The organism is Nocardia sp. NPDC052001 (genome assembly GCF_040680615.1).
Classification (GTDB): domain Bacteria; phylum Actinomycetota; class Actinomycetes; order Mycobacteriales; family Mycobacteriaceae; genus Nocardia.
This window is the reverse complement of the sequence record NZ_JBFAXC010000002.1, coordinates 678,449-701,886: the sequence shown is the minus strand read 5'-3', so window position 1 is coordinate 701,886 and position 23,438 is coordinate 678,449. Positions and strand designations below refer to the sequence as shown.

20 protein-coding genes are annotated in these 23,438 nt (G+C 66.6%); 7 read left to right on the top strand and 13 right to left on the bottom strand.

What is annotated here, in order from left to right; genetic code table 11:
* Positions 1 to 29: 29 nt before the first annotated feature.
* A complete protein-coding gene (locus tag AB0L82_RS11485; protein WP_364633987.1) occupies positions 30 to 389 on the bottom strand; it encodes a nuclear transport factor 2 family protein in 360 nt (119 codons plus the stop codon).
* A 143-nt stretch (positions 390 to 532) separates the two neighbouring features.
* The gene (gene glnA, locus AB0L82_RS11480) at positions 533 to 1,969 is read right to left on the bottom strand and encodes a type I glutamate--ammonia ligase (protein ID WP_364633985.1); all 1,437 of its coding nucleotides are present in this window, start codon (positions 1,967 to 1,969) and stop codon (positions 533 to 535) included.
* 235 nt (positions 1,970 to 2,204) lie between these two features.
* Between glnA and AB0L82_RS11475 the strand changes: the two genes are divergently transcribed.
* From AB0L82_RS11475 to AB0L82_RS11460, 4 genes are all read left to right on the top strand, one after another.
* Complete coding sequence (locus AB0L82_RS11475) at positions 2,205 to 4,007, top strand: AMP-dependent synthetase/ligase (protein ID WP_364633983.1); 1,803 nt, start codon at positions 2,205 to 2,207, stop codon at positions 4,005 to 4,007.
* A gap of 10 nt (positions 4,008 to 4,017) precedes the next feature.
* Complete coding sequence (locus tag AB0L82_RS11470) at positions 4,018 to 5,289, top strand: helix-turn-helix domain-containing protein (RefSeq protein ID WP_364633981.1); 1,272 nt, start codon at positions 4,018 to 4,020, stop codon at positions 5,287 to 5,289.
* A gap of 164 nt (positions 5,290 to 5,453) precedes the next feature.
* Positions 5,454 to 7,514, top strand: a complete 2,061-nt coding sequence (locus AB0L82_RS11465) for a CocE/NonD family hydrolase (RefSeq protein ID WP_364633979.1) — start codon at positions 5,454 to 5,456, stop codon at positions 7,512 to 7,514.
* Positions 7,515 to 7,678: 164 nt separating this feature from the next.
* The gene (locus AB0L82_RS11460) at positions 7,679 to 9,439 is read left to right on the top strand and encodes an SDR family oxidoreductase (RefSeq protein ID WP_364633977.1); all 1,761 of its coding nucleotides are present in this window, start codon (positions 7,679 to 7,681) and stop codon (positions 9,437 to 9,439) included.
* Here the strand turns inward: AB0L82_RS11460 and AB0L82_RS11455 are convergent.
* A complete protein-coding gene (locus AB0L82_RS11455) occupies positions 9,370 to 10,056 on the bottom strand; it encodes an iron-sulfur cluster-binding domain-containing protein (protein ID WP_364633975.1) in 687 nt (228 codons plus the stop codon). The genes AB0L82_RS11460 and AB0L82_RS11455 overlap by 70 nt on opposite strands.
* Before the next feature lie 268 nt (positions 10,057 to 10,324).
* Between AB0L82_RS11455 and AB0L82_RS11450 the strand changes: the two genes are divergently transcribed.
* Positions 10,325 to 11,788 carry an AarF/ABC1/UbiB kinase family protein gene (locus tag AB0L82_RS11450; RefSeq protein WP_364633974.1) on the top strand — a complete coding sequence of 488 codons (1,464 nt, stop codon included), beginning with the start codon at positions 10,325 to 10,327 and terminating at the stop codon, positions 11,786 to 11,788.
* On the opposite strand, the gene AB0L82_RS11445 is transcribed toward AB0L82_RS11450, so the two are convergent.
* Together AB0L82_RS11445 and AB0L82_RS11440 are read right to left on the bottom strand one after the other, a co-directional pair.
* Positions 11,742 to 13,286, bottom strand: coding sequence for a glycosyltransferase family 39 protein (locus tag AB0L82_RS11445; protein ID WP_364635997.1), 1,545 nt, complete (start codon positions 13,284 to 13,286; stop codon positions 11,742 to 11,744). The genes AB0L82_RS11450 and AB0L82_RS11445 overlap by 47 nt on opposite strands.
* Before the next feature lie 150 nt (positions 13,287 to 13,436).
* The gene (locus tag AB0L82_RS11440) at positions 13,437 to 13,817 is read right to left on the bottom strand and encodes a nitroreductase family deazaflavin-dependent oxidoreductase (RefSeq protein WP_364633972.1); all 381 of its coding nucleotides are present in this window, start codon (positions 13,815 to 13,817) and stop codon (positions 13,437 to 13,439) included.
* 143 nt (positions 13,818 to 13,960) lie between these two features.
* Here AB0L82_RS11440 and AB0L82_RS11435 point away from each other — a divergent pair, with 143 nt between their 5' ends.
* Positions 13,961 to 14,479 carry an NUDIX domain-containing protein gene (locus AB0L82_RS11435; RefSeq protein ID WP_364633971.1) on the top strand — a complete coding sequence of 173 codons (519 nt, stop codon included), beginning with the start codon at positions 13,961 to 13,963 and terminating at the stop codon, positions 14,477 to 14,479.
* A gap of 334 nt (positions 14,480 to 14,813) precedes the next feature.
* Here AB0L82_RS11435 and AB0L82_RS11430 read toward each other — a convergent pair whose 3' ends face one another.
* Entirely contained in the window at positions 14,814 to 15,494 is a 681-nt protein-coding gene (locus tag AB0L82_RS11430) for a TIGR00266 family protein (protein WP_364633969.1), read from the bottom strand.
* A 173-nt stretch (positions 15,495 to 15,667) separates the two neighbouring features.
* On the opposite strand from AB0L82_RS11430, the gene AB0L82_RS11425 reads away from it, so the two are divergent.
* Positions 15,668 to 16,402 (top strand): peptidylprolyl isomerase, encoded by a 735-nt coding sequence (locus AB0L82_RS11425; protein WP_364633967.1) that lies wholly within the window; start codon positions 15,668 to 15,670, stop codon positions 16,400 to 16,402.
* Between the two features lie 6 nt (positions 16,403 to 16,408).
* Here AB0L82_RS11425 and AB0L82_RS11420 read toward each other — a convergent pair whose 3' ends face one another.
* The 7 genes from AB0L82_RS11420 to AB0L82_RS11390 form a co-directional block, all read right to left on the bottom strand.
* Complete coding sequence (locus AB0L82_RS11420) at positions 16,409 to 17,935, bottom strand: glycosyltransferase family 39 protein (RefSeq protein ID WP_364633965.1); 1,527 nt, start codon at positions 17,933 to 17,935, stop codon at positions 16,409 to 16,411.
* Positions 17,935 to 18,564, bottom strand: a complete 630-nt coding sequence (locus tag AB0L82_RS11415; RefSeq protein WP_364633963.1) for a TetR/AcrR family transcriptional regulator — start codon at positions 18,562 to 18,564, stop codon at positions 17,935 to 17,937. Before AB0L82_RS11415 ends, AB0L82_RS11420 begins: the two co-directional genes overlap by 1 nt.
* A 112-nt stretch (positions 18,565 to 18,676) precedes the next feature.
* The gene (locus AB0L82_RS11410; protein WP_364633962.1) at positions 18,677 to 19,819 is read right to left on the bottom strand and encodes an ABC transporter substrate-binding protein; all 1,143 of its coding nucleotides are present in this window, start codon (positions 19,817 to 19,819) and stop codon (positions 18,677 to 18,679) included.
* A complete protein-coding gene (locus tag AB0L82_RS11405; protein WP_364633960.1) occupies positions 19,816 to 20,589 on the bottom strand; it encodes an ABC transporter permease subunit in 774 nt (257 codons plus the stop codon). Before AB0L82_RS11405 ends, AB0L82_RS11410 begins: the two co-directional genes overlap by 4 nt.
* Entirely contained in the window at positions 20,586 to 21,437 is an 852-nt protein-coding gene (locus tag AB0L82_RS11400) for an ABC transporter ATP-binding protein (protein ID WP_364633958.1), read from the bottom strand. Before AB0L82_RS11400 ends, AB0L82_RS11405 begins: the two co-directional genes overlap by 4 nt.
* Complete coding sequence (locus AB0L82_RS11395; RefSeq protein ID WP_364633956.1) at positions 21,434 to 22,393, bottom strand: ABC transporter permease subunit; 960 nt, start codon at positions 22,391 to 22,393, stop codon at positions 21,434 to 21,436. Before AB0L82_RS11395 ends, AB0L82_RS11400 begins: the two co-directional genes overlap by 4 nt.
* Positions 22,390 to 23,421 (bottom strand): TIGR03842 family LLM class F420-dependent oxidoreductase, encoded by a 1,032-nt coding sequence (locus AB0L82_RS11390; protein ID WP_364633954.1) that lies wholly within the window; start codon positions 23,419 to 23,421, stop codon positions 22,390 to 22,392. The genes AB0L82_RS11395 and AB0L82_RS11390 overlap by 4 nt, the downstream gene beginning before the upstream one ends.
* Positions 23,422 to 23,438 lie beyond the last annotated feature (17 nt).

The window sequence follows — 23,438 nt, the reverse complement described above, 5'->3', positions numbered from 1 at the left end:
CGCCGCCGCACCACCGAATACTTCAGCACTCAGCCCGGCACCTTGTCCAGGAATCCGTGCACCCGTTCGATCTTCCCGCCGGAGATGGTGATCACATCGAATCCGATGACGATCGGCTCCTGCGCTCCGGGCGCGTTCAGGGTCCAGGTGAAGCGGGCGATATCGTGGTGGCCGTCCACGGCGCCGAGTCCGAATTCCAGCCCGGCGAACTGTTCCTGGGCTCCGGCCACCATCTCCGCGACGGCCGCGGTGCCGACCAGGGACACCAGCGGATCGGTGAAAATCACGCCGGGGGTGTACAACTCGTCGATGAGCGCCAGGCGCTTATCGGCATCCTTCTCGTTCCAGCTGTCGATGTACCGCTGTGCGATGTTCTCGTATTCGCTCATGTACCGAGCTTGTTCGCTGAGCTGCGCGGAAGCGATTACGCGTCAGGTAAAACCTGCCGGCGCGCGGCGGTGCCGATCAGGATCTGCCCTCGAAGTGGGCGTAGCCGACCCTCACCGAATCCGGCGTGGCCCGCCTGTCCACCTCATACGTCGAAGTAGAGGTCGAATTCGTAGGGGTGCGGGCGGACGTTGATTTCGGCGATCTCACTATCGCGTTTGATGCGGATCCAGGTTTCGATGAGGTCCTCGGTGAAAACGCCGCCGTGGGTGAGGTATTCGTGATCGGCTTCGAGGCGGTCGATGACGGCGTCGAGGCTGGCGGGGGTTTGGGTTACCTCGGCGGATTCCTCGGGGGTGAGTTCGTAGAGGTCTTTGTCGACGGGGAGGGCGGGTTCGGTTTTATTTGCTATGCCGTCTAGTCCGGCCATCATCATGGCGGCGAAGGCGAGGTATGGATTGCCGGAGGAGTCGGGGCAGCGGAATTCGAGGCGTTTGGCGGCGGCACTGGTTCCGGTGACCGGGATGCGCACGGCGGCCGAGCGATTGCGCTGGCTGTACACCAGATTCACCGGGGCCTCGTAGCCGGGGACCAGGCGCTTATAGGAATTCACCGTGGGGTTGGTCCAGGCCAGCAATGACGGGGCGTGATGCAGCAGGCCGCCGATGTAATGCCGGGCCAGATCCGAGAGGCCCGCATAGCCCGCCTCATCGTAGAACAGCGGTGCGCCGTCCTTCCAGAGGGATTGGTGCACATGCATTCCCGAACCATTGTCACCGAACAGCGGTTTCGGCATGAAGGTGACGGTTTTGCCGTGCTCCCACGCGGTGTTCTTGATGATGTACTTGTAGAGCTGGAGGTCATCGGCGGCGGCCAGCAAGGTATTGAAGCGGTAATTGATCTCCGCCTGCCCGCCGGTGCCGACCTCGTGATGCCCCTTCTCCAGATCGAATCCGGCGCGCATCAGTTTGGTGCACATCTGATCTCGCAGGTCGACGTCGGCGTCATAGGGCGCGACGGGGAAGTATCCGCCCTTGGGGCGCACCTTGTAGCCGCGGTTGAGGGATCCGTCCGGATTGTGTTTCGCGCCGCTGTTCCAGCCGCCCGAGACCGAATCCACCTCGTAGAAGGCGCCATTCATCTTGGTCTGGTAGCGCACCGAATCGAAGATGTAGAACTCGGCTTCGGGCCCGAAGTACGCGGTATCGGCGATTCCGGTGCTGCGCAGGTAATCCTCGGCCTTGCGCGCCACATTGCGCGGATCGCGACTGTACGCCTGCCGGGTGTGCGGATCGTGCACGAAGCAGTTGATATTGAGAGTTTTCGCGCCGCGGAACGAATCCAGTTGTGCGGTGCCGAGATCCGGCAGCAACAGCATGTCCGATTCATGGATGGCCTGGAAGCCGCGCACCGACGAACCGTCGAACGCGATGCCCTCCTGCACCAGATCGGGCCCGAACATCGTTGCGGGAATGGAGAAATGCTGTTGTACGCCGGGCACATCGCAGAAGCGGATATCGACGTATTCGACGGCTTCGGCGCGGATGAATTCCTGTACGCCGGGTGCGGTGGGGGTGATCACTGCGGGCTCCTAGTACAGCCGCACCGCTACCCGATCGGACGGCCCGGTCTGGGTCCGGCGGTCCTACGGCTGTAAAAACCATACGTCGCATGCCGACCGGCCATCCCATTCCGGCTCCCCCGGCAGACAATTTGTTCACGTGCACAAACCGCGCGCCGCTTGTCTTCGTGATTGCCACTGGTATCGCACCGCCTTTGTGCGGTGTGCTGGATGGCAATCCGAGAGAGGTAGGTTCGTGAGTTCATCAAAGGTGACGACGGTGCGGCCGCGCACGCTGTGTGAGGCGTTCCAGGCCAATGTCGCGGCCAATCCGGACGCGATCGCGCTGCGCACGCTCGGCGGGGCCGTGACCATCACCTGGCGCGAGTACGGCGAGCGGGTGCGGAGCATTGCCGCGGGCCTGACGGGATTGGGTATCGGCCCCGGTGACACGGTCGCGATCATGCTGACCAATCGCCCGGAGTTCCATCTCTGCGATACCGCGGTCCTGCACACCGGTGCGACGCCGTTCTCGGTGTACAACACCAATCCGGTGGATCTGCTGGCCTATCAGTTCGGCAACGCGGGCAATCGCGCCGTCATCTGCGAGCGCCAGTTCGCACCGCAGATCCTGGCCGCGGTGGAGAAGGCCGCCGCACAGGGCAATACGGTCGAGCATGTGATCTGCGTGGACGAAGCGCCGGACGGCACCCTGGCGCTGGCCGCGGTCGAAGCCGCCCCGGCCGCCGATTTCGATTTCGAGAAGGCTTGGCGCGCGGTCGATCCCGAGAATCTGCTGACCATCGTCTACACCTCGGGCACCACCGGCCCGCCCAAGGGCGTGGAGCTCACGCATACCAACTTCCTCGAAAACGCGCGCGTGGTCGACGAATTCGGTGGTGGCGGACCCGAGGACAAAGTGGTCTCGTATCTGCCGGACGCGCACGCCGCCAATCGCTGGTTCGCGCACTATCTGGCCATGATCAGCGGCAGCGAGATCACCACCTGCCCCGATCTCAAGCAGGTCGCCGAGGCCCTGGCCGAGGTGCATCCGTCGGTCTTCCTGGGAGTGCCCCGGGTGTGGGTGAAAGTCAAAGCGGCACTGGAGGATCGCTTCGCCGCCGAACCCAGCGCGGTGCGCCGGGCACTGGTGGACTGGGCGATTCGCACCGGCCGGGCCCGCGCTCGCGCGATCTCGGACGGTCGCCCGCTGAGCCCGCTGGCGACGCTGCGATACCGCCTCGCCGATCGGTTGGTGCTGGCCACCATTCGAGAACGCCTGGGGCTGGACAAGGTTCGGGTCGCCGTCACCGGCTCCGCGCCGATTCCCCCCGATACCCACGAGTTCTTCCTGGGCCTGGGTCTGCCGTTGTGCGAGGGGTACGGCATGACCGAGTGCACGGCGGGAGCGACCGTGGGCCGCCCGGAGCGCATCAAGATCGGCACGGTCGGCACCGCGCTGCCCGGCGCCGAGGTCAAGATCGCCGAGGACGGTGAGGTGCTGGTGCGCGGTCGCATGGTCATGCGCGGCTACCGCAACGCCCCCGATAAGACCGCCGAGACCATCGACGCCGACGGCTGGCTGCACACCGGCGATATCGGTGAACTCGACAGCGAGGGTTTCCTCAAGATCGTCGATCGCAAGAAGGAACTCATCATCAACGCGGCGGGCAAGAATATGTCGCCGACCAATATCGAGAACACCATCACCGAGAACACCCCGCTCGCGGGTGCGGTCGCGGTGATCGGTGAGGCGCGCTCCTACAACACCGCGCTGATCTGCCTCGATCCGGATCTGGCCGCCGCCTTCGCCGAGCGGCACCAGCTAACCGACCGTAGTATCGCGGCCATGGCACAGGACCCGATCGTTCGCAAAGCCCTCCAGGAGGGTGTCGATGCGGCGAATGCCAAGCTCTCCCGGGTGGAGCAGATCAAGAAGTTCGCGGTGCTGCCGGATGTGTGGCTCCCGGGCAGCGACTGCCTCACGGCCACCGGAAAACTGAGGCGCAAACCGATAGCTACCGCCTATGCGGCTACTATCGACTCGCTGTACGCGTAGTAGGAGAGTCATGCAAGCGCGAATCCGGGACCGTGCGCTGGAAGAGCTGTATCGGCGCGCGGTCGCGGCGCGGGAGGTATTCCCCGCCGCGCTGCCGCCGTACCGCACCCTGCCGCAACCCTTGGTGGCCAGCGGTTTCGAACGCGGCACCAAGCTCAATGTGGATCTGTTCTTCGATTTCCTGCGCACCGGGATCACCCCCGGCGAGGAGGACACCCGCGAAGTCGTGGAGATCGCGCTGGGCCGGGTCCGCGACGGCGAACCCCTCGAGGAAGTGCTCGGCCGCTATCGGATCGGCGCGGAATTCATCTGGTCGCATATGCTCGCCGCGGTCGAGGGACCCGAGCGGGAACTGCTCACCGAGGCCGCGCTGCCGCTGCTGCATTACATCACCACGCTCACCGCGCGCATCGCCACCGCCTGTGTGCATCGGGCGCACGATCCGCGCTGGGAACTGCTCGAGCGCCGGCGGGCCATCGCCGACGCACTGCTCACCGGACGCGATCCGATCGAATGGGCCGATGAACCGGCCATCGCGGTGCCGGACGCGTTCCTGATCGCGGTGTTCCGGCTCAGCTCGGCCCGGATCGCCGATACCAGCGATCTGCGCCATCGCATCGAGGCCATTCCCGGAGTGTTCCTGCGCCTGGACAGTGGCGGCTGGACCGCGCTGCTTCCCCTGCATCCGGGTGATGACGGTTCCGCGACCATCGCCGCGCTCAGTGCCCGGCTGCTCCCCACGCAGGAGCATCAGACCCAGCGCAGCGCGACCCGCCGCCCCGAGCAGTCCCCGCTCGCAGCGGCGAATCACCCCGCACCGCAACCCGATTCAGCCCATCAGGCCAATCACGCCGCACCCTTCTGGGTCGGCGTCACGGTGGCGTCCACCCGCGACGCCGTGCCGGAGCTGTTCGCCGAAGCCCGCATGCTCGCCGAACTGGGCCGCTGCCTGGAACGGCCGCAAACCCTATGCCGCCGTAGCGATCTCATGTTCGAGTACACGGTCGCCGCGGGCGGTTCCGCGCGGGTGGGCCTGGCGGCGGTGCTGCTCCCCCTCGATCCGCAGCCCCTGCTCGCGGAAACCCTGGAGGTCTTCGTCGACAGCGGTTTCAATCAGCTGGCCACCGCGCGCCTGCTGAATATCCACCGCAATACGGTCACCTATCGGCTGGCCCGCATTCACGAATTGACGGGTCTGGATCCGCACCGGCCCACCGATGCCATGACCCTGTCCGCGGCCCGGATCGCGCGCCGCCTCGAATCCGCCGCCTTCGCACCGTAATTCCCTCCCGATCTTGGTCCAGTGCACAATGGCGCCGGGCGGAGTCTTGGGGATTGGCGGTGTCCGAGGGTGGGGACTGTGCGGTGTGCTGAACTCCGACGACGAGGTCACCGGGCGGGATGGGCCGCCGCGACGGCCTCCTGACCATCCGCAGAGGTAGATCGTTGAGTAACAAGTCACGGTGGCCGCGTTGCCGCCGTCTGGTTCCCCTGGCCGTGGCGGGCTTCTCCGCGTTCGCCGTGACGGTGTCCAGCAGCACCTTCGCGGGGGCGGTGCCCAGCAGCGGGCCGGTGCCGAACGCGCCGGTGAATTTCGGCCTGCCCGCCGACTACGAGCCGACGCCCGCCGCATATGGCGTGAGTTATGAACTGGGACATGTGGTTCCGCTCTCGGACGGTACGCAGTTGCAGGCCGAGGTGCGCTATCCGACCGATCCGGCGACCGGTCAGCGCGCGGCCGGGGATTTCCCGGTGGTGGTCAACTTCACCACCTACGGCGCGGTCACCAGCGCGCTGACCGCGGCGCTCACCAGCGTCATCGACGAACTGCACATCGCGCTGCCGGACCAGATCAAAGACGTCCGGCGCGTGATCAATCAGGCCACCAGCGCACAGGACATGCTGGTGCGGCACGGTTATATCGAGGTGATCGCGGATGTGCGCGGCACCGGCGGGTCGACCGGCGCGTGGAATCCGGCGTCCCGGCAGGATGGCATCGACGGGGTGCAGCTGGTGGATTGGGCGGCCAAGCTGCCCGGGTCCAACGGCAAGGTCGGCATGTACGGGTATTCGTTCCCGGCGCTGAGCGCCCTGCGTACCGCCGAGGCGGTCGGCCCGGACTCACCGCTCAAAGCCATTGTGCCCATGGCGATGCCGAACAATATCTTCAACGAGGTGCTCGGCCACGACGGCATGATGAGCCCGATCCTGCTCACCGCCATCTCGCTCATGGTGCCGTATCTGAGTCTGATGGGACCGTTCCTGACCGCGGTGGTATCCCCGCAGACCTTCGTGAAATCGCTGGTGGATCACCTCCAGGCGCTGGTGTCCTCGGACAGCACCATCAAACTGCTGCTGGAGGCGTACGCGGGCGGGCCGCTCGCCTATGACACCTCGTGGTGGCAGGAGCGCCGGTTCGAGACCGATCTGCACAATCTGGTCGACAACGGCATCGCCATGTATCAGGTGGGCGGGCTCTGGGACCTCTACCAGGAGGGGCCGTTCCGCAATTACTCGCAGCTGCAGAATCTTTCGGCCGGACGCGATCAGTTCGCGCCCATGGCGGGAGACCAGCAGGCCGACGGCCGCTACCAATTGCTCATGGGCCCTTGGTATCACGTGGGGCTGGGCGTCGGCCCGGGCTCGCGCCTGAACACCGATATGATCACCCTGGCCTGGTTCGACCGCTGGCTCAAGGATATTCCGAACGGAGTCGAGAACACCGACAGGCCGCTGCACGTCATCGATCCGGGCAACAATGCCGCCGATACCGCGCACTACCCGTTCGATCAGGCCACCGTGGTACGGCGTTACTTCGACGCCGGTCGGCTGACCGAGCAGGCTCCCACCGGCACGGACGGCGCGGATCGAATCGACTACTCCGGTATCGACAATCTGTGCAATCGACAGAGTCTGGGCCAGTACACCGCGGGGCTGCTGGACTTCGTCTTCCGCGTCTTCACCGCATACAACCCGTGCACCGAGCAGGTTCTGGAACCCACCGCGGGCCTGAAGTACACGGCCGATCCGGTGTCCGAGCCGACCGTGCTGGCCGGGCCGTCGAGTGTGAGCCTGTACGCCTCCTCCACCGGCACCGATGCCGCCTTCCAGGTGTGGCTCGACGATGTGGCCCCGGACGGTTCGGCCGTGAACATCACCGGCGGTTCACAATTGGCGAGCCAGCGCATCCTGAACGAGGACAAGACCTGGCGCACGCCGGACGGCACCGTCTACGCGCCCGAACATGTGCTGCTGCGGGAGAATCAACGGCTGCTCACACCGGGCGAGGTGGTGCAGGTCGATATCAAGCTGCGCCCCACGTTCTATCGCCTGGAGCCGGGGCATGCGCTGCGCCTGCGGATTTCGACCGGTACATTCCCCTCGACGATGCCGATTCCGACGGATCTGCCGCGTCTGCTGGGAACGTCTCAGCAGGTGCAGCGGAATTCGGTGTGGCCGTCGAGTCTGGTGTTGCCGCTCGCGCCCGCGGGGTCGCTCACGCACTGAGTCCGCGGGGTCCGAATCCACCGGCCCGGGTGGCCGGGGGCGGGTGGTACGGCTGGTCGCCGCCGCCGTACCACCCTGCAACGCTCCGCGTCCGCGCATTGACAGCGCTGCCGACGCCCGCCAAGCTGGAGTCGAATCACCTGTCTGAGACAGAGGAGGCGGCAGTGGCGCTGCAAACCCGGACCGTGACCAATGGCGAGATCGATATCGCCGTGTACGAACAGGGTGTGCCCGATGGGCCGGCCATCGTGCTGGTGCACGGCTGGCCCGATTCACATCGACTGTGGGACAACGTCCTTCCGCATCTCATCGACCGATTCCGGGTGGTCACCTACGATTCGCGCGGGCACGGGCGCAGTACGAATCCCAAGGACCACCGGGCTTTCCGGATACCGGAACTCGCCACCGACTTCTTCGCGGTGATCGACGCGGTCAGCCCGGACGCGCCGGTACACGTCCTGGCTCACGACTGGGGTTCGGTGACCGTATGGGACGCGGTATGCGAACCCGGGGCCCAGGCCCGCATCGCCTCGTTCACCTCGGTGTCCGGGCCGAATCTCGATCACGCCGGTCACTGGGCGCGCGGCCGCTTCACCCGGCCGACCCCCGGAAATCTCGCCGCTCCCCTGGCCCAATTGGCCTCGATCGCCTATCAATTCGCGTTCATGGCACCGGTGACCCCCGCGCTGGTCCGGTTCGGTCTGCGGGACCGGGTATTCCGCGCGGGGCTGCGTCTGGCACAGGGCACCCCCGCCGAACAGGTCACCCTGGGTGACACCTTCACCGCGGACGCCGCCAATGGACTCCAGATCTATCGCGCCAATCTCGTTGTGGCGAAGCTGTTCTCGGCACGCGAGCGGCGAACCACGGTTCCGGTGCAGCTCATTGTCGCCCAGTACGATCCGGCGGTGCGCCCGGCGGTGTTCGACGATGAGGATCGGTGGACCGATCGGCTGTGGCGGCGGGATCTGAAAGCCGGTCACTGGGTGCCGTATTCACATCCGGGGGTGCTGGCGCGGGCCACCATCCAGCTCATCGACGCCGTATCCGGTGCCGAGCCCGCACGGGAATTGCGCCGCGCCGAGGTCGGTCGCGACCGCCGCCCGTTCGAGGATCAACTCGTCGTGGTCACCGGCGCGGGGTCGGGAATCGGCCGCGAGACCGCGCTCGCCTTCGCCCGCGCCGGGGCCGAGGTGGTGGTCTCGGATATCGACGCCGACGCCGCCAAGGAGACCGCCGCGCTGATCGCCGAATTCGACGGCGCGGCATACCCGTACGCCCTGGACGTCTCCGATGAGGCCGCTGTTCAGGCACACGCGGACGAGGTGGCGTCGGTGCACGGCGTCCCCGATGTGGTGGTGAACAATGCCGGGGTCGGCCAGGCCGCGCCGTTCCTGCGCACGCCCAGCGAGAGTTTCAAACGGGTGCTGGATATCAACCTGTTCGGCGTGGTGCACGGTTCGCGGGCCTTCGGACATCTGATGGCCGAACGCGGGCTCGGCGGTCATATCGTGAATGTCTCCAGCATGGCCGCGTACACCCCGCAGCAGGGCTTCAGCGCGTACTCGACCAGCAAGTCGGCCGTCTTCACCTTCTCGGACTGCCTGCGCGCCGAACTGGCCAAGGACGGTATCGGGGTCACCACCATCTGCCCGGGCATCGTGCACACCAATATCGTTCGCACCACCGAGTTCTCGGGTGTCTCGGCGGATCAGCAGGATGCCAGGCAGCGATTGTTCGACACCCTGTACCGGATGCGCAGTTATCCGCCCGCCAAGGTGGCGGCGGCGATTGTCCGTGCCGTCCAACGCAATAGCGCGGTCGTCCCCGTCACCCCGGAAGCGTGGGTCACCTACTACGGCACCCGCTTGACCCCGCCGAGCCTCATGCGCTTCGGCATGGCCCGCGCCAGCCTGACGCGATAGCGGCCCCGGTGCGGCGGCGGAACCGGCCCCGCCGCACCGGTATTCGCATCCAGCACCAGCAGCTCGCCCGGCCGTGCGCGCGACACGCAGATCAGCATGTCGCCCTGTGCCCGCTGCGCGTCATTGAGCACGGTATCGCAGTGCTCGACGGTTCCGGCGAGCACCCGCACCTTGCAGGTGGTGCAGAAGCCCTGACGGCACGAATATGGCACCGCCGGATCCGCCTCGGCCAGCACCGCGAGCACCGTGCGATCGGCGGGCACCTCGAAAACCCTGCCGCGCCTGCCCCATTGCACGCTGAACGCCCGCCCGTCGAAACTCGGCGGCGGCGCGAACCGCTCATGATGCAGCTCCACCCCGGGCGCACGCGCCACCCGCGCGGCCACCACCTCGAGCAGCGCGGGTGGACCGCACACGTACACGGCGAGCCCCGGCTCCACGGACGGCACCAGCACCTCCGCGGTCGGCAACCCTGCCTCATCATCCGTACGCACGGTGACCCTGCCGCCGTAACAGGCGATTTCATCGAGGAACGGCAACGCCACCCGATGCCGGCCGGTATACAGCAGCGACCACTCCGCACCGGCCCGATCGGCCGCGCGGATCATGCCCAGCATCGGCGTGATCCCGATGCCACCCGCTATGAACCGTATTCGGCGAGGTGACTCGGGCGGCGAACCATGGCCCGCCAGGGGCCCATTGCCGTCCGGGCAGACCGGTCTCCTAATTGTCCCAGACAATCACATGATTGACCCGTACCGCACCTGAAATCGTCACCCGGAATAACCCATTGCCACCCCAACCGGTCAAATCCGCCGCTGTCCGGCCTACCCCCGGAGATCGACCGCATGACACACTGAGACACCCGATCTTGGGAGGTCCTCGATGCTCGAACCGCGCCAGGGTGGTCTCCGGCGACTCCGTCGTCGCACCGAACCGGAGACGACCGGTCAGCCGCCGACCCGCGCCGCCGTCCGAAATACCAAGATCGTCACGCTGCCGGTGGCCTATGCGGCCCGGCGCGCGAGCGGACTCGGGCGACGCGCGCTCGGAGCGCCCAAACGCGAGGTCGAAATCGATATCCAGGCCCGCACCGCCCAGCACATGTTCGAGGTCCTCGGCGAGCTCAAGGGCTGCGCGGCGAAATTCGGCCAGGTGCTCGCCCTCTACGAGATGGCGCTGCCGCCGGAATTGGGCGCACCCTACGGCGAGGCGCTGAGCCGCCTGCAGGACTCGGCCCCGGCCATGCTGCCCGGTGCGGTGAATCAGGCCATGGCGGACAATATGGGTCCGAATTGGCGGGATCATTTCGCCGACTTCACCCTCCGCGCCTGTGCGGCCGCCTCCGTGGGGCAGGTGCATCGCGCTGTCTGGCACGATGGCCGCCCCGTCGCGGTCAAGCTCATGTATCCGGGTGCGCGCGAATCGGTGCAGTCCGATCTGCGGCAGATTCGCCAACTCGCGCCACTGGCAACGGTTTTCGTACCCGGGGCCGATACCAGGGCCTTGGCCGAGGCGTTCGCGGAATGCATCAGCGAAGAGCTGGACTACGCCAAAGAGGCTGACACCCAGCGGATTTTCGCCGAGGCGTACGCCGATGACCCGGATTTCGTGGTCCCGCGCGTGGTGCATCAGGAGAACGATGTGCTGGTCACCGAATGGCTGGACGGGATTCCGCTGCCGCGCATCATCGCCTCGGGCGCACAGCAGGAGAAGAACCGGATCGGCCTGCTGATGCTGCGCTTCGTCACCTCCTGTGTCGGGCGGACCGGGTTGATCTACTCCGATCCGCATCCGGGCAATTTCCGGGTGCTGCGCGACGGCCGCCTGGGCGTGGTGGATTTCGGCGCGTGCCCGCCGATTCCGTCCGGATTCCAGCATGTGGTCGCCGATATCGCCGATGCGGCGTTCAACGGGAAGAACGCGCATGTGGAGGCCGCACTGCGCACACACGGTTTCGTCGCCCCCGATCGCGAGCTCGATATCGTGGCGCTGCGCACCCTGGCCGAGCCGATCCGGGAGCTGTTCTTCCCGCATACCGTGCGCCTGACCACGAAATGGTTGCGCGGGCAGGTCCGCCGGACCATCGAGCCGAGCCTGTCGAATGTGGGCAGGCAGCTCACCGCACCGCCCGCGTACACCCCGATCGGGCGCACGATTCTGGCCACCGTCGGCGTACTGGCTCAGCTCGGGGCCGAGGGGCCGCTGCGCGATGAATTGTTCGCGGCGCTGCCCGGACTGCGGACCGCGATGGAACGGTTCAATCTCGGCGAGGGTATGGCGGGGCGGGCGGTGCGGCCGGTTACAGATGCATCCAATTCGGCCACACCTGTGTCCACGATTTCTTGAGGCCGGTGCACTTCCAGATCGTCACGTTCTGGGTATTGCCCGGGAAGCCGATGCGGGTGTCGACCTTGCCCACCGGATCGACGTGTTCGAACTGGTAGCGCAGCACCGCCTCGTAGCCGCCGACGGCGATCACCGCGCTGGCGTCATCGGGTGGGGTGCCGAAGTATCCGAAGCCGCGGCTGGGACTGTAGATGGGCGGTAGGTCGTGGCGGCCGAGCTCATCCAATGCGCTTGCCTGCCAATAGGTATCGGCGAGGATGATGGCTCTGACGCGCTCCTGCTGGGTCAGGCCCGCGTAGACCCGCTCGACCTCATCGGTGAGTTCATGCCAGCCGAATGATCCGTACACGCCGATATTGATGGCGGCCTCGGCGTCATCGGCGGGCGGATGCACATCGGCGGCGGGCCGCCACGGGGTGGAGTACAGCACGAATGCCGTTGCGCCCAGCGTCAATACGGTCACCACGGCGATGAGCGCGCGCCGCGTCTCGACCCGCATGCGCTCGGCGGTGGTGACCACGCCGACCGCGCCCGCGGCGATCAGCACCCCGTACATTCCGGCGGCGTAGTAGATCCGCCCGCCGGTGATCAGGAACGCCAGGTACAGCAGGATCAGGGTCGCGCCCAGAAATCGGTAGCGCCGCAACGACTCCCACACCAGCAGCACCCACACCCCGAATACCAGCAGCACCGCGCCGAGGAAGCCCGCCAGGCTCACCGACATGGGCAGGAACATGAGCCGTCCGCCCAGAATGTCCTGTTCATTGCCGATCACCCGGCCCATCTCCAATTGCGGCCAGTCGTGGTGCGCCTGCCACAGCAGTTCGGGAATCGTCGCGGCGACCACGATCGCGCCGCCCAGCCACAGCAGCGGGCGACGCACCAGATCGCGCGGCCCGAAGACCAGACTGCTCGCGGCCACGGCCAGCCAGAAGAAGGGGATCAGCCATTTGACCTGCATGTCCACCGCGGTGACCAGGGCCGCGGCCAGCAGCAGGCGGTCATCGCGGGTGCGCACCCAGCGCACCACCAGCCAAGTGATGATCACCCATAACGCGGTGTCGACCGCGTTGGTGGTGAGCATGGTGCCCTGCAGCAGCAGGAACGGTGAGGTGGCATAACCGGCGGCGGCCAATGCCTGCGCCCAGCGTCCGCCACCGAATTCGCGAGCGAGCAAGGCGCACAGGACGATCGCGGTCACCGTCAACGCCACCGCGGGCAGGCGCAGCACGAAATAGGAGCCCGGCGCGATGGTGTCCATGAGGCGCGCCAGCAGCGGCAGCACCGGTCCCTGATCCGCGTAACCGAATGAAGGCCGTCGTCCGGCGGCCAGGAAATACAGTTCGTCGCCGAAGTAGCCGTACCGCGTCGCGGCGAGTAGCAACACCACAGCAGCCGGTACCGCGACGGCCGCGATCGCCGTCCACGCGATGATCGGACGATCCGGTTCCAGCCGGTGCCGACCGGAGGAATTCGGCTGGGCCGGACTATTCACCACCTCGGTCAACAGCATGCTCCTGCCCGGTGAAGTACTGCTCGACCTGATGACGACGGGACATCAGCAAATCTACAGCTTCACTTCGGGCGAGAGCGCTTACGACAGCAGGGGAAGACCGGGGCGGCCCGGACGGCGTCCGCGACCGTTCGGCTATTCCGCCAGCCGAGCCTGCACGTAGTACTCCACCGACAGCGCGGTCAGCACCTGGCGCACCCCGATCGGGGCCCAGGCCGCCGACGAGTCCTGCCTCAGCACCGGATCGGTGAGGGTGATCACGCGCCCCCGGGTCTCGAATTCGAATCTGCCCGCCGCCCGAATGTTCTTCAGCCAGTCCACCTTCGGTCCGTAGGTGAGCGCGATCCGGTAGCCGCCGTCGCGCCGGAACACCATCACCGGCGACCGGTACACCCGCCCCGATTTGCGCCCGGTATGGATGACGATCCCGTATCCCGGTGCGATCCGGGCCATTACACCGAGTACGGGATTGCTGATCCGGCGATTGACGCGCGCGAGCGCCTGGGGCAGCGGCATGGGTCTCGTCCTCTCCGACGAAATCGATTGCGCCCCAGACGCTACGCGCCCAGCACCCCCTCCGCGTCCCGGATCTTGCCCCGATATGGCTAGTCTGCTCCCGATGCCGCCGCCGACCCCCGGCGGCACGGAAGGGAACCGCCATGCCGGAGATGATCGCGGTATACGACGCCGCGGGCCGCGAGATCGGCGCCGAGGATCGCGCCGTCGTCTACGCCGAAGGTCTCTGGCACGCCAGTGCGGGCGTCCTGGTCCGCTCCCTGGACGGCACCCGCGTCTACGTCCACCGCCGCACCGACACCAAATCCGTCTTCGCCGGTATGCACGACTGCCTCGCCGGCGGCGTGCTGGACCCCGGCGAGGATCCCGCCGCAGCCGCCATCCGCGAACTGGGCGAAGAACTCGGCATCCATCTCACCCCCGCCGACCCCCGCCCCACTCCCCTGATCACCTCATCCTGGGACGGCGAATGGGCCGGAATCCCCATGCGCTGTCACCTGTTCGCCTACGAGGTCCACTCCGACGGCCCCTTCACCCATCAACCCTCCGAGGTAGCCGATGCCTGGTGGTGGACCGATACCGAACTCCGCACCCACCTGGCCGACCCCGCCTGGCCCTTCGTCCCCGACACCCGCACCCTCATCCCCCACCTGCTGCGCTAGCGGCATGGTCCGGACATGAGGACGGCCCCTTACGAATCCCGCGCGATTCGTAAGGGGCCGTTCGCGTTTCCGCGAGTTACTGGCCGGTGCTGCCGGTGAACAGACCCTGGAGGGTCTTGATCAGTACCTGGGCCAGGAAATCCGAGGCGGATCCGGACACGCGTTACTCCTCATCTATGAAATGACATGTCGACATGTGAAGCATGCACGATTCACTTTGGTTGGTGAATGATTTTCGAGAGAAAAGCATCGCCTGTCGACGGGCGCACCAAGTAGAACCTGTTCCAGCTGGGGTTATTTGAGAACAGGCGAAGAGTGATGTATCTCACAAGATCTAGCCGGAGGAGGCCGACGAACCGGCCCAGGCGGCGAAGGCACCGGGATTGCGGGTTTGCAGCAGGACGCGGCCCGGGCCGACGAAGTCGAAGACGAAACCCTCGCCGGATTTGAGGGATTGCAAGGAGCGGCCGGAGACTGCGCGGCGGATGGTGAAGTTCATGGCGAGGTCGTACGCGACGACGTGGCCGGTATCGATGGTGACCGGTTCGCCGGGAGCCAGGTCGATGACGTCGATGGCGCCGAAGACGCCCAGCACCACCTCGCCGTCGCCGTGCGCGCGCAGGCCGAAACCGCCCTCACCGCCGAAGAGATTGGCCAGGCCACCCCATTTGGCCTCGACGGTGACCCCGTGCGAATTGGCGATCCAGCCGCCGCGGCTGATGAAGTACGGGCGGTCCTGGGTGATGGAGAGCGAGAGCATGTCACCGGGGAGCGCGGGCGCGACATCGACCCAGCCGCCCGCGGCGGGCGCGGTGAAAGTGGACACGAAGAACGATTCGCCCGCGAGCACCGACCGCTTGAGTCCGGCGATGATGCCGCCTTCGGCCTTGGCGGCCAAGGTAACTCCGGCGGAGTGCGCCACCATGGCGCCGCTCTCGACCCGCATGGGCTCACCGCCCGCGAGGAAGCAGCGGGCGATGGTCGACGACGGATTGTGCCGCAGTTGAACCTTCATGTGCGCCAAGTTAGCAGCGAAAACCCGGGGCAGGGGTGTGATCCCGGCGCGTTGGCGCGAGCAGTCCGGTGAACCACCCCCGCGCACGGCCGGGAGATGGAATGATGCCGACCGCATAGTCCGATCACTATGCGGTCCGAAGCGCAATCCGCGAATGAAGGAGATCCCGACCGGTGAATACCGAACCGCACGCGCAGCCCGTCGACGGCGATACCGCCCGGCAGCCCCGCCGTATCCGCCTCGAACGCAAGGCGCTTCGGCGGGTCGGCCTGCTCGGGCTGACCATCGCGGTCGCCCTGCTGGTCACCGGACGGGCCCAGGCCGCCCCCGCGCCGCGGTTCGAGACCGCCCCCGGCTGCTCCCCCGCCGCGAGCGGACAGCCGAACGGTTTGCAGTGGCAGAGCGAACCGGGCATGACCATCGACCAGAACGCCGCGTACACCGCGGATCTGGCGACCAACTGCGGCACGGTCACCGTCGCCCTGGACGCCGCCCGCGCACCGCATACGGTGAATTCCTTCGTATTCCTGGCCCAGCAGCAGTATTTCGATCACACCACCTGCCACCGCCTGACCACCCAGGGCATTTTCGTACTGCAGTGCGGTGATCCGACGGCCACCGGCACCGGCGGTCCGGGCTACAAGTTCACCGATGAGAACCTCGCGGGCGCAACCTATCCCGCGGGCACGCTCGCGATGGCCAACTCCGGACCGAACACCAATGGCAGCCAGTTCTTCCTGGTGTACAAGGATTCTCAGCTGCCCCCGAACTACACCCCGTTCGGCAAGGTCACCGGCGGCCTGGACGTGCTGCAGAACATCGCGGCCGCCGGTGTGGCGGACGGATCCGGCGACGGTGCACCCGCCGCCGGAGTCACCCTCGACACCGTCTCCGCGAACCGGAACTGACCGGATTCACCCCAGCCGCAACATAGTCGGCCACTCGCGCGACCACGGTGCGCGCGGGTGGTCGCAGCGCCGGAGGGTGATATCGCGGGTGACGCCCGGAATCCCCAGTCGCGCATCGGCTCTGCCGATATCGCTGACCTGCTCGCACCGCGAGCGCGGTTCACCGCCGTCACCGCCGACCCAGATCACCGTGGTGGCATCATCCGGCGGGGTGCCGAAGTAACCGAACCCTCGATTGGGACTGTAAACGGGCGGCAGTCCATGCTTGGCCCGATCCAGGTCCAATGCGCTTGCCTGCCAGTAGGAATCGGTGATGATCACCGCACGCTCCCGCTCCGGCGCGGGCAGCGCCTGATAGGCGGCCTCGGTCGCCTGCGCCAGGTCCTCCCAGCCGAACCGGCCGTATACGCTCAGGCTCATCCACGCATCCTGTTCGGACGCAGCGGGTTTCACCTTCGATTCCGGTTGCAGCGGCAGCGTCAGCGCGAGGACCGCCACCGACACCACCGCCAGCGCGCCACCCACCCAGCGCCGCCACCCGGCGATACCGTGGCGAGTGGCGAAGACCGCACCGGCCGCCATCACCGCGGCGTAGCAGCCGACCACGTAATACGCACGGCCGCCGGTGATCACGAAGGCGATGGTCAGCAGCACCGGCACCAGCCCGAGGAACCGGTAGGGCCGCAGCTCGGGCATGCGCAGCAGCGCCACGATGCCGCCCAGCAGCAATACCGCGCCCAGTACGCCCGCCGAGGCGAGGGCCATGGGCACGAACATCGCGCGCCCGCCGATATCGGCCTGTTCGGATGCCACCTGCGCACCCATGCCCAGCTGCGGCCAGCCGTGCCGGGCCTGCCAGATCAGGCTGGGCACCATGGTCATCGCGACACCGGCCGCACCCGCCCACAGCACCGGGCGGCGCAGCAGCTCGCGCGGCCCGAAACAGAGCACCCCGATGGCGATCGCGCCCCACAGGAACGGCACCAGCCATTTCACCTGCAGATCCAGTGCGGTCACCACTGCCGCCCACAGCAGCAGACTGTCCTGCCGAGTGCGCACCCAGCGGATCACCAGCCAGCTGATGAACACCCAGAACGCGGTGTCGATGCTGTTGGTGGACAACTGGGTTCCCTGCACCAGCAAAAACGGCGAGGTGAGATAGGCCAGGGCGGTGAGCACCTGCGCCGCGCGGGAGCCGCCGAGTTCACGGGCGATCAGCGCGCTCACCACCAGGGCCGCCACGGTGAGCAGCACCGACGGAAGCCGCAGCGCCACCATCGATCCCGGTGCGAGCAGATCCATGAACCAGGCGATGGCGGGCACCAGCGGCCCCTGATCGGCGTAGCTCAGCGCGAGCCGATGCCCGGCCGAGACGAAATACAGTTCATCGCCGAAGAATCCGTACTGGCCCAGGGTGGCCAGTAGCGCCAGCGCGCCGATCGCGGCGATGGCGCTCACCCAGCCGAGCGCGAACGGCGGTAACTCATCCGCCGAATCCTGCCGTGTCACTTCGATATCCAGTGTTCTTGTCATTACTCCCCCGGTTTGCCCGTAGCCAGATCGAAAATGCGGCACACGTGTGCCGCGTACGCACGCGCGTCGAAATCCGGTTCATTGATGACCCGCCCGCCGGTGCCGTCGATGGCATCGCGAATGGATTTCGCCATCAGAATCGGATCGAAGTCCCCGAACTCGCCCTCGCGCTGCCCTTCTCGCAGCATGTCCGCGATGGGCCGCAGGATCTCCCGCGCGCTCTCCACGTTCACGAACCGCGATTTGCCCTCGGCGTCACGCAGATTGAGCACCACATCGGTCATGGCGGCCACATAGCGCTTATTGGCGGCGATGAACTCCAGATTGGATTCGATGTACGCCAGTACCTTGCCACGCCAGCCCGGCGCGGCACCGATGATCGGGGTCATGTACTCCGCCCCGGAGACGTACAGCTGGATGACCAGCTGCGTCATCAGATCGTCCTTACCGTCGAAGTGGTAGGAGATGACGCCCTTCGAGATTCCGGCGTGTTTGGCGATCCGAGCCAGTGAGGCATTGCCGTAACCGAATTCGGAGATCACCTCGACGGCCGCGGCGATGATCTGCCGTCGCCGCGCCTCCTCGATGAACGACCTCGGCTGACCGTCTGGCTCATTTTCTGACCGCACGGCCAAATTTTATGACAGACGGTCAACCTAGGGGAAGCCCCAGAAAACAGGGGTGCCCGCCGCCCCGGGCGCGAAGCGCGGGACGACGGGCACGATCAAGCCGGTGAGCTGGTTATTTACCGCCCTCGGTCAGGGTCACTGGCTGTGCGGTGTACCCGCTGCCGGTCACATCCAGGCCCTGCGACTTCAGCAGATCGAGGGCCTTGGTGGCGTATTCGGTCGTATAGGCGTCCGCGTCCGGATCCTTGGTGAGCACGGTCGCTCCCTCCTGATTGCGGGCGGTCTTGGCGATCGATACCGTCCGATCCCATGCGGCCTTGTCCATCAGGCCAATACCGTTGGGCGAGGGCCAGATGAGTTTGTTGACCTCGGTGATCTGCCACTGCTGATGGCTCGCGCCGAGCGTGGACCCGGCGGCGACGGTGATATCGCGGCATTTATCGACATTGTCGCGGCAGAACGCCCAGCCCTTGAGCGAGGCGGCGATGAACTTCACCGTCTGATCGGCGTATTTGGTGTCCTTCAGCTTGGACGTATTGGCCCAGATGGCGTCCTGCAACATGGCCACGCCCTGATCATTCCAGTCCAGGGCGGCGAAATCGTCCGCGGTGTAGAGCTTTCCGGTCGCCGGGTTCTTGGTTTCCAGCAGCTGCGCGTACTCGTTGTACGACATCGCCTGTGCCGCATCGATATCGTGCGCGAGGAAGGCGTTCATATCGAACTGCTGCTGCACGAGTTTGACGTCCTTGGCCGGATCGATACCGACCTTGGTCATCCCCGCGAAGAGCTCGAACTCATTGCCGTAGCCCCAGTTTCCGACCTTCTTACCGCGCAGATCCGCCGGAGCGTTGATGCCCGCGTTCTTGAACGACACCTGTTTGGTGCCCGAGCGCTGGAAGATCTGCGCCACATCGGTGATGCCCGCCCCGGCCTCGCGCGACGCCAGCGCCTTGGGCACCCACGCGATGGCATAGTCGGCCTGCCCCTGTGCCAGCACGGTCTGCGGCACGATATCGGTTCCGCCGTCGAGGATTTCGACGTCCAGACCCTGTTCCTTGTAGAAACCCTGGTCGACCGCCGCCAGATACCCGGCGAACTGTCCCTGTTTGAACCACTGCAGTTGCAGCTTCACTTTGGTCAGGCCGTCGGAGGTGGTGGTGCTGTCGGTGGTGCTGCACGCCGTCAGCGCTGCCAAGCCCAGCGCCGCGACGGCCAGACAGGCCCGGAATCGGTATTTGTGTGCGGTACTTCTCATTCGGATCTCCAGAGGGTGGTGCGGGGTCGGCGGGTGAGTTGTTCGAGCAGCAGGACCGCGGCCAGGAAGAGCAGGCCGAGCACCATGGCGGCGACCACATAGGCCCAGGCGCGGGGGTACGCGGTATTGGCCGCGGCCGAGGTGATCCGGCTGCCCAATCCGTGCTGCAGACCGCCGAAGTATTCGGCGATGATGGCGGCGATCACCGCGCCCGGTGCCGCGATGCGCAGGCCGGTGAACAGATGCGGCAGCGCGGCGGGCAATCGCACGGTGCGGGTGATCTGCCAGCCGGTGGCGGCGTAGGCGGTCATGAGGTCGTGCTGTACACGCGGGACCTGACGCAATCCCCGTGCGGTGCTGACGAATACGGGGAAGAACACCACGATGGCGGCGACCAGCCGGCGCGGTAGATCGGTGGTGGTCGAGTACATGGAGTTCAGCAGCGGGGCCAGCGCCACGATGGGCACGGCCGCGGCACCGGCGGCGAGTGCGCCGAGCAGTCCGCCCACCACCTCGAAGCGCACCGCCAGCATGGCGGCGGCGATTCCGAACCAGCTCCCGACGATCAGGCCGATGAGCGCATTGGTTCCGGTCGCGGTGGCGGCCTTGACGATCGCGTCGAAATTGCCGGTGAAGGCATCGGCGATCGCGGACGGTGACGGCAGCAGGAAGGATGGCACCCCGGCCGCGACGGTCAGCACCTGCCAGAGCACGAGAATGGTGATGCCGAAGAGCACCGGCGGCAGCGCGGTTCTGAGCAGTCGAGTCACCGGATATCCCGTCCCGGGGTGTCCTGCGGATCGGTGCCGTGACCCTCGTGCAACGCGGCGCGCACGGCCGCGACCGAGGCGAAGAAGGCGTCGCTGGAGCGCACATCGGTGTCGGTATCGCGATCCCAGCCGCCGGTATCGAGGACGGCGGTGATGCGTCCGGGCCGCGGTGTCATGACCACCACGCGATCGGAGAGGAAGACCGCTTCGGGAATCGAGTGCGTCACGAAAATGACCGCCGCGCCGGTCTCTTCGGCGATGCGCAGCAGTTCGCCCTGCATGCGCTCGCGCGTCATCTCGTCGAGCGCGCCGAACGGTTCGTCCATGAGCAGTAGTGGTGGTTTGCGAGCCAATGCCCGGGCGATGGCGACGCGCTGCTGCATACCGCCGGACAGTTCGGCCGGATAGCGGCGCGCGAAGTCGGTGAGCCCGGTGATCTCCAGCAGTTCGGCGCTGCGGGCGCGCCGCTCGCGTTTGCCGATTCCGTGCAATTGCAGTGGGAGCTCGACGTTTTCCTGCACGGTCCGCCAGTCCAGCAGGCCCGCTTGCTGGAAGGCGATGCCGTAGTCCTGGTCCAGGCGCGCCTGCCGCGCTGTCTTACCGTGCACCACAACGGTTCCCGAACTGGGTTGTTCGAGATCGGCGACAATGCGCAGCAGTGTGGATTTACCGCATCCGGAAGGTCCGATGAGCGAGACGAATTCGCCCGCGGCGACGGTCAGGCTCACCTGTTCGAGCGCGGTCACCGCTCCGGCGGTGAAGATCTTCCCGACCGCGTCCAATTCCACGGCGGGCACGGAATCCGTTGTGGTCGATGTTTTTTCGGATAGCGAGGGTTCGACGGTCAACGGGTATCTCCTGAAGAATGACCTGGTCTGCTGTAGCGGCGCAGGGCGAACTCGGCCAGCCCCACCAGCGCGGTGAGCACCACCCCGAGCAGCGCCGCCGCGATGACCGCCGCGTAGAGCCGGGCCGCATTACCGGTGGACTGCTGCGAGAAAACGATGATCTGGCGGCCGATACCGCCCGCGGTGCCGGTGGATATCTCGGCCACCACCACCCCGATCACGGCGGCGGCCGCGCCCAATCGGAGTGCGGGCAGCAGATACGGGACGGCGGCGGGCAGGCGCAGATGCAGCAGTGTGCGCCACCATCCGGCCGCGCAGCTGTGCAGCAGTTCGACCGAAGCCCTGGCGGGCGACTGCAAGCCGCGCAGCATGCCGATGGCGACGGGGAAGAACACCAGGTACGCGGCGATCACGACGATGCTCATCCACGGTTTCCAGGGCTGGCCCGCGATGACCACCCGCCCGCCCCAGCCCGCGACCAGTGGTGCGAGCGCAATGAGCGGAACCGTCTGGGAGACGATCACATACGGCAGTAGTCCGCGCTCGATGACCGAGAACCGCTGCATGAGCACCGCCAGCGCGATACCGACCACGGTGCCCAGCACGAGCGCCAGCAGTGCCAGGCCGAGGGTGAATCCGGCGGTGTGCAGCAGGGTCGCGCCGACCGACCGCTTACCGTCCTTCTCCCCCAGTACGGTGAGCACCGCCCATACATGCGGCAGTGCGCCGTCCGAAGTGCGCGGCAGTATCCGCTGATCCCCGATGCTGACACCGTTCTCCGGCACCAGCGTTTTCACCAATTCCCATGCGGCGAGCAGCAATACGAACGCGGCGACCGGATACCCGAGCGCGCGCAGCGTTGCCGCTCCGCGCACCGGGGCACGCCGTCGCATGGGCCGGACGACCGCGGCGGGTTCGAGCGCGGCCGCCGCGGTCAGCGTCGATGAATCGGTCATGCGCTGGTCGCCGTCACGGGATGGGCCAGGCGTGGTAGCACTGATTCGCCATAGGCCTCGAGTGTCGAGGTCTTGGCATCGTGTTGCAGGTACACCGCGAACTGGTCGACGCCGAGGGCTTCCAGCTCGCGGAGCCGCGCCAGGTGTTCATCGGGTGTGCCGAGGACGCAGAAGCGGTCCACGATGGCATCGGGGACGAAGTCCGCGTGTGTGTTTCCCGCTCGGCCGTGCTGGTTGTAGTCGTAACCCTGCCGCCCCGCGATGTATTCGGTCAGCGCGGCCGGAATCTCGCTGTCGGCACCGTATTTGGCGACGATATCGGCGACGTGATTGCCGACCATGCCGCCGAACCAACGGCATTGCTCCCGGGCGTGTTTCAGCCCGGCCTCGGTGCCATCGGTGATGTACGCGGGTGCCGCGACACAGATGGTCACCTCGTTCGGATCGCGCCCCGCGCGCTCGGCCGCCGCCCGCACCCGCGCGATGGTCCACGCGGTGATATCCGGATCGGCGAGCTGGAGGATGAAGCCGTCGGCCACCTCGCCGGTGAGATCCAGTGCGCGCGGGCCATATCCGGCCACCCACACCGGCAGGCGGGAATCGCCCGCCCACGGCAGTCGCACCGTGGTGTCACCGATGGTGACCTCACGACCATTGCCGAGTTCCCTGATGACACCGATGGATTCGCGCAGCGTCGCCAGATTCGACGGCCGCCCGCCCAGGGTGCGCACCGCCGAATCACCGCGTCCGATACCGCAGATGGTGCGATTGCCGAACATCTCGTTGAGGGTGGCGAAGGTCGAGGCGGTGACCGTCCAATCCCGGGTGGCCGGATTGGTCACCATCGGCCCGACCACGACTTTGCGGGTCACGGCCAGGATTTGGCTGTAGATGACGTACGGCTCCTGCCACAGCAGATGCGAATCGAATGTCCACACGTGCGAGAACCCGTGCGTCTCGGCCACTCTCGCGAGTTCGACCACCCGTGACGCGGGCGGCGTGCATTGCAGCACCACTCCGATATCCATCCCGCACACTCCCTTCG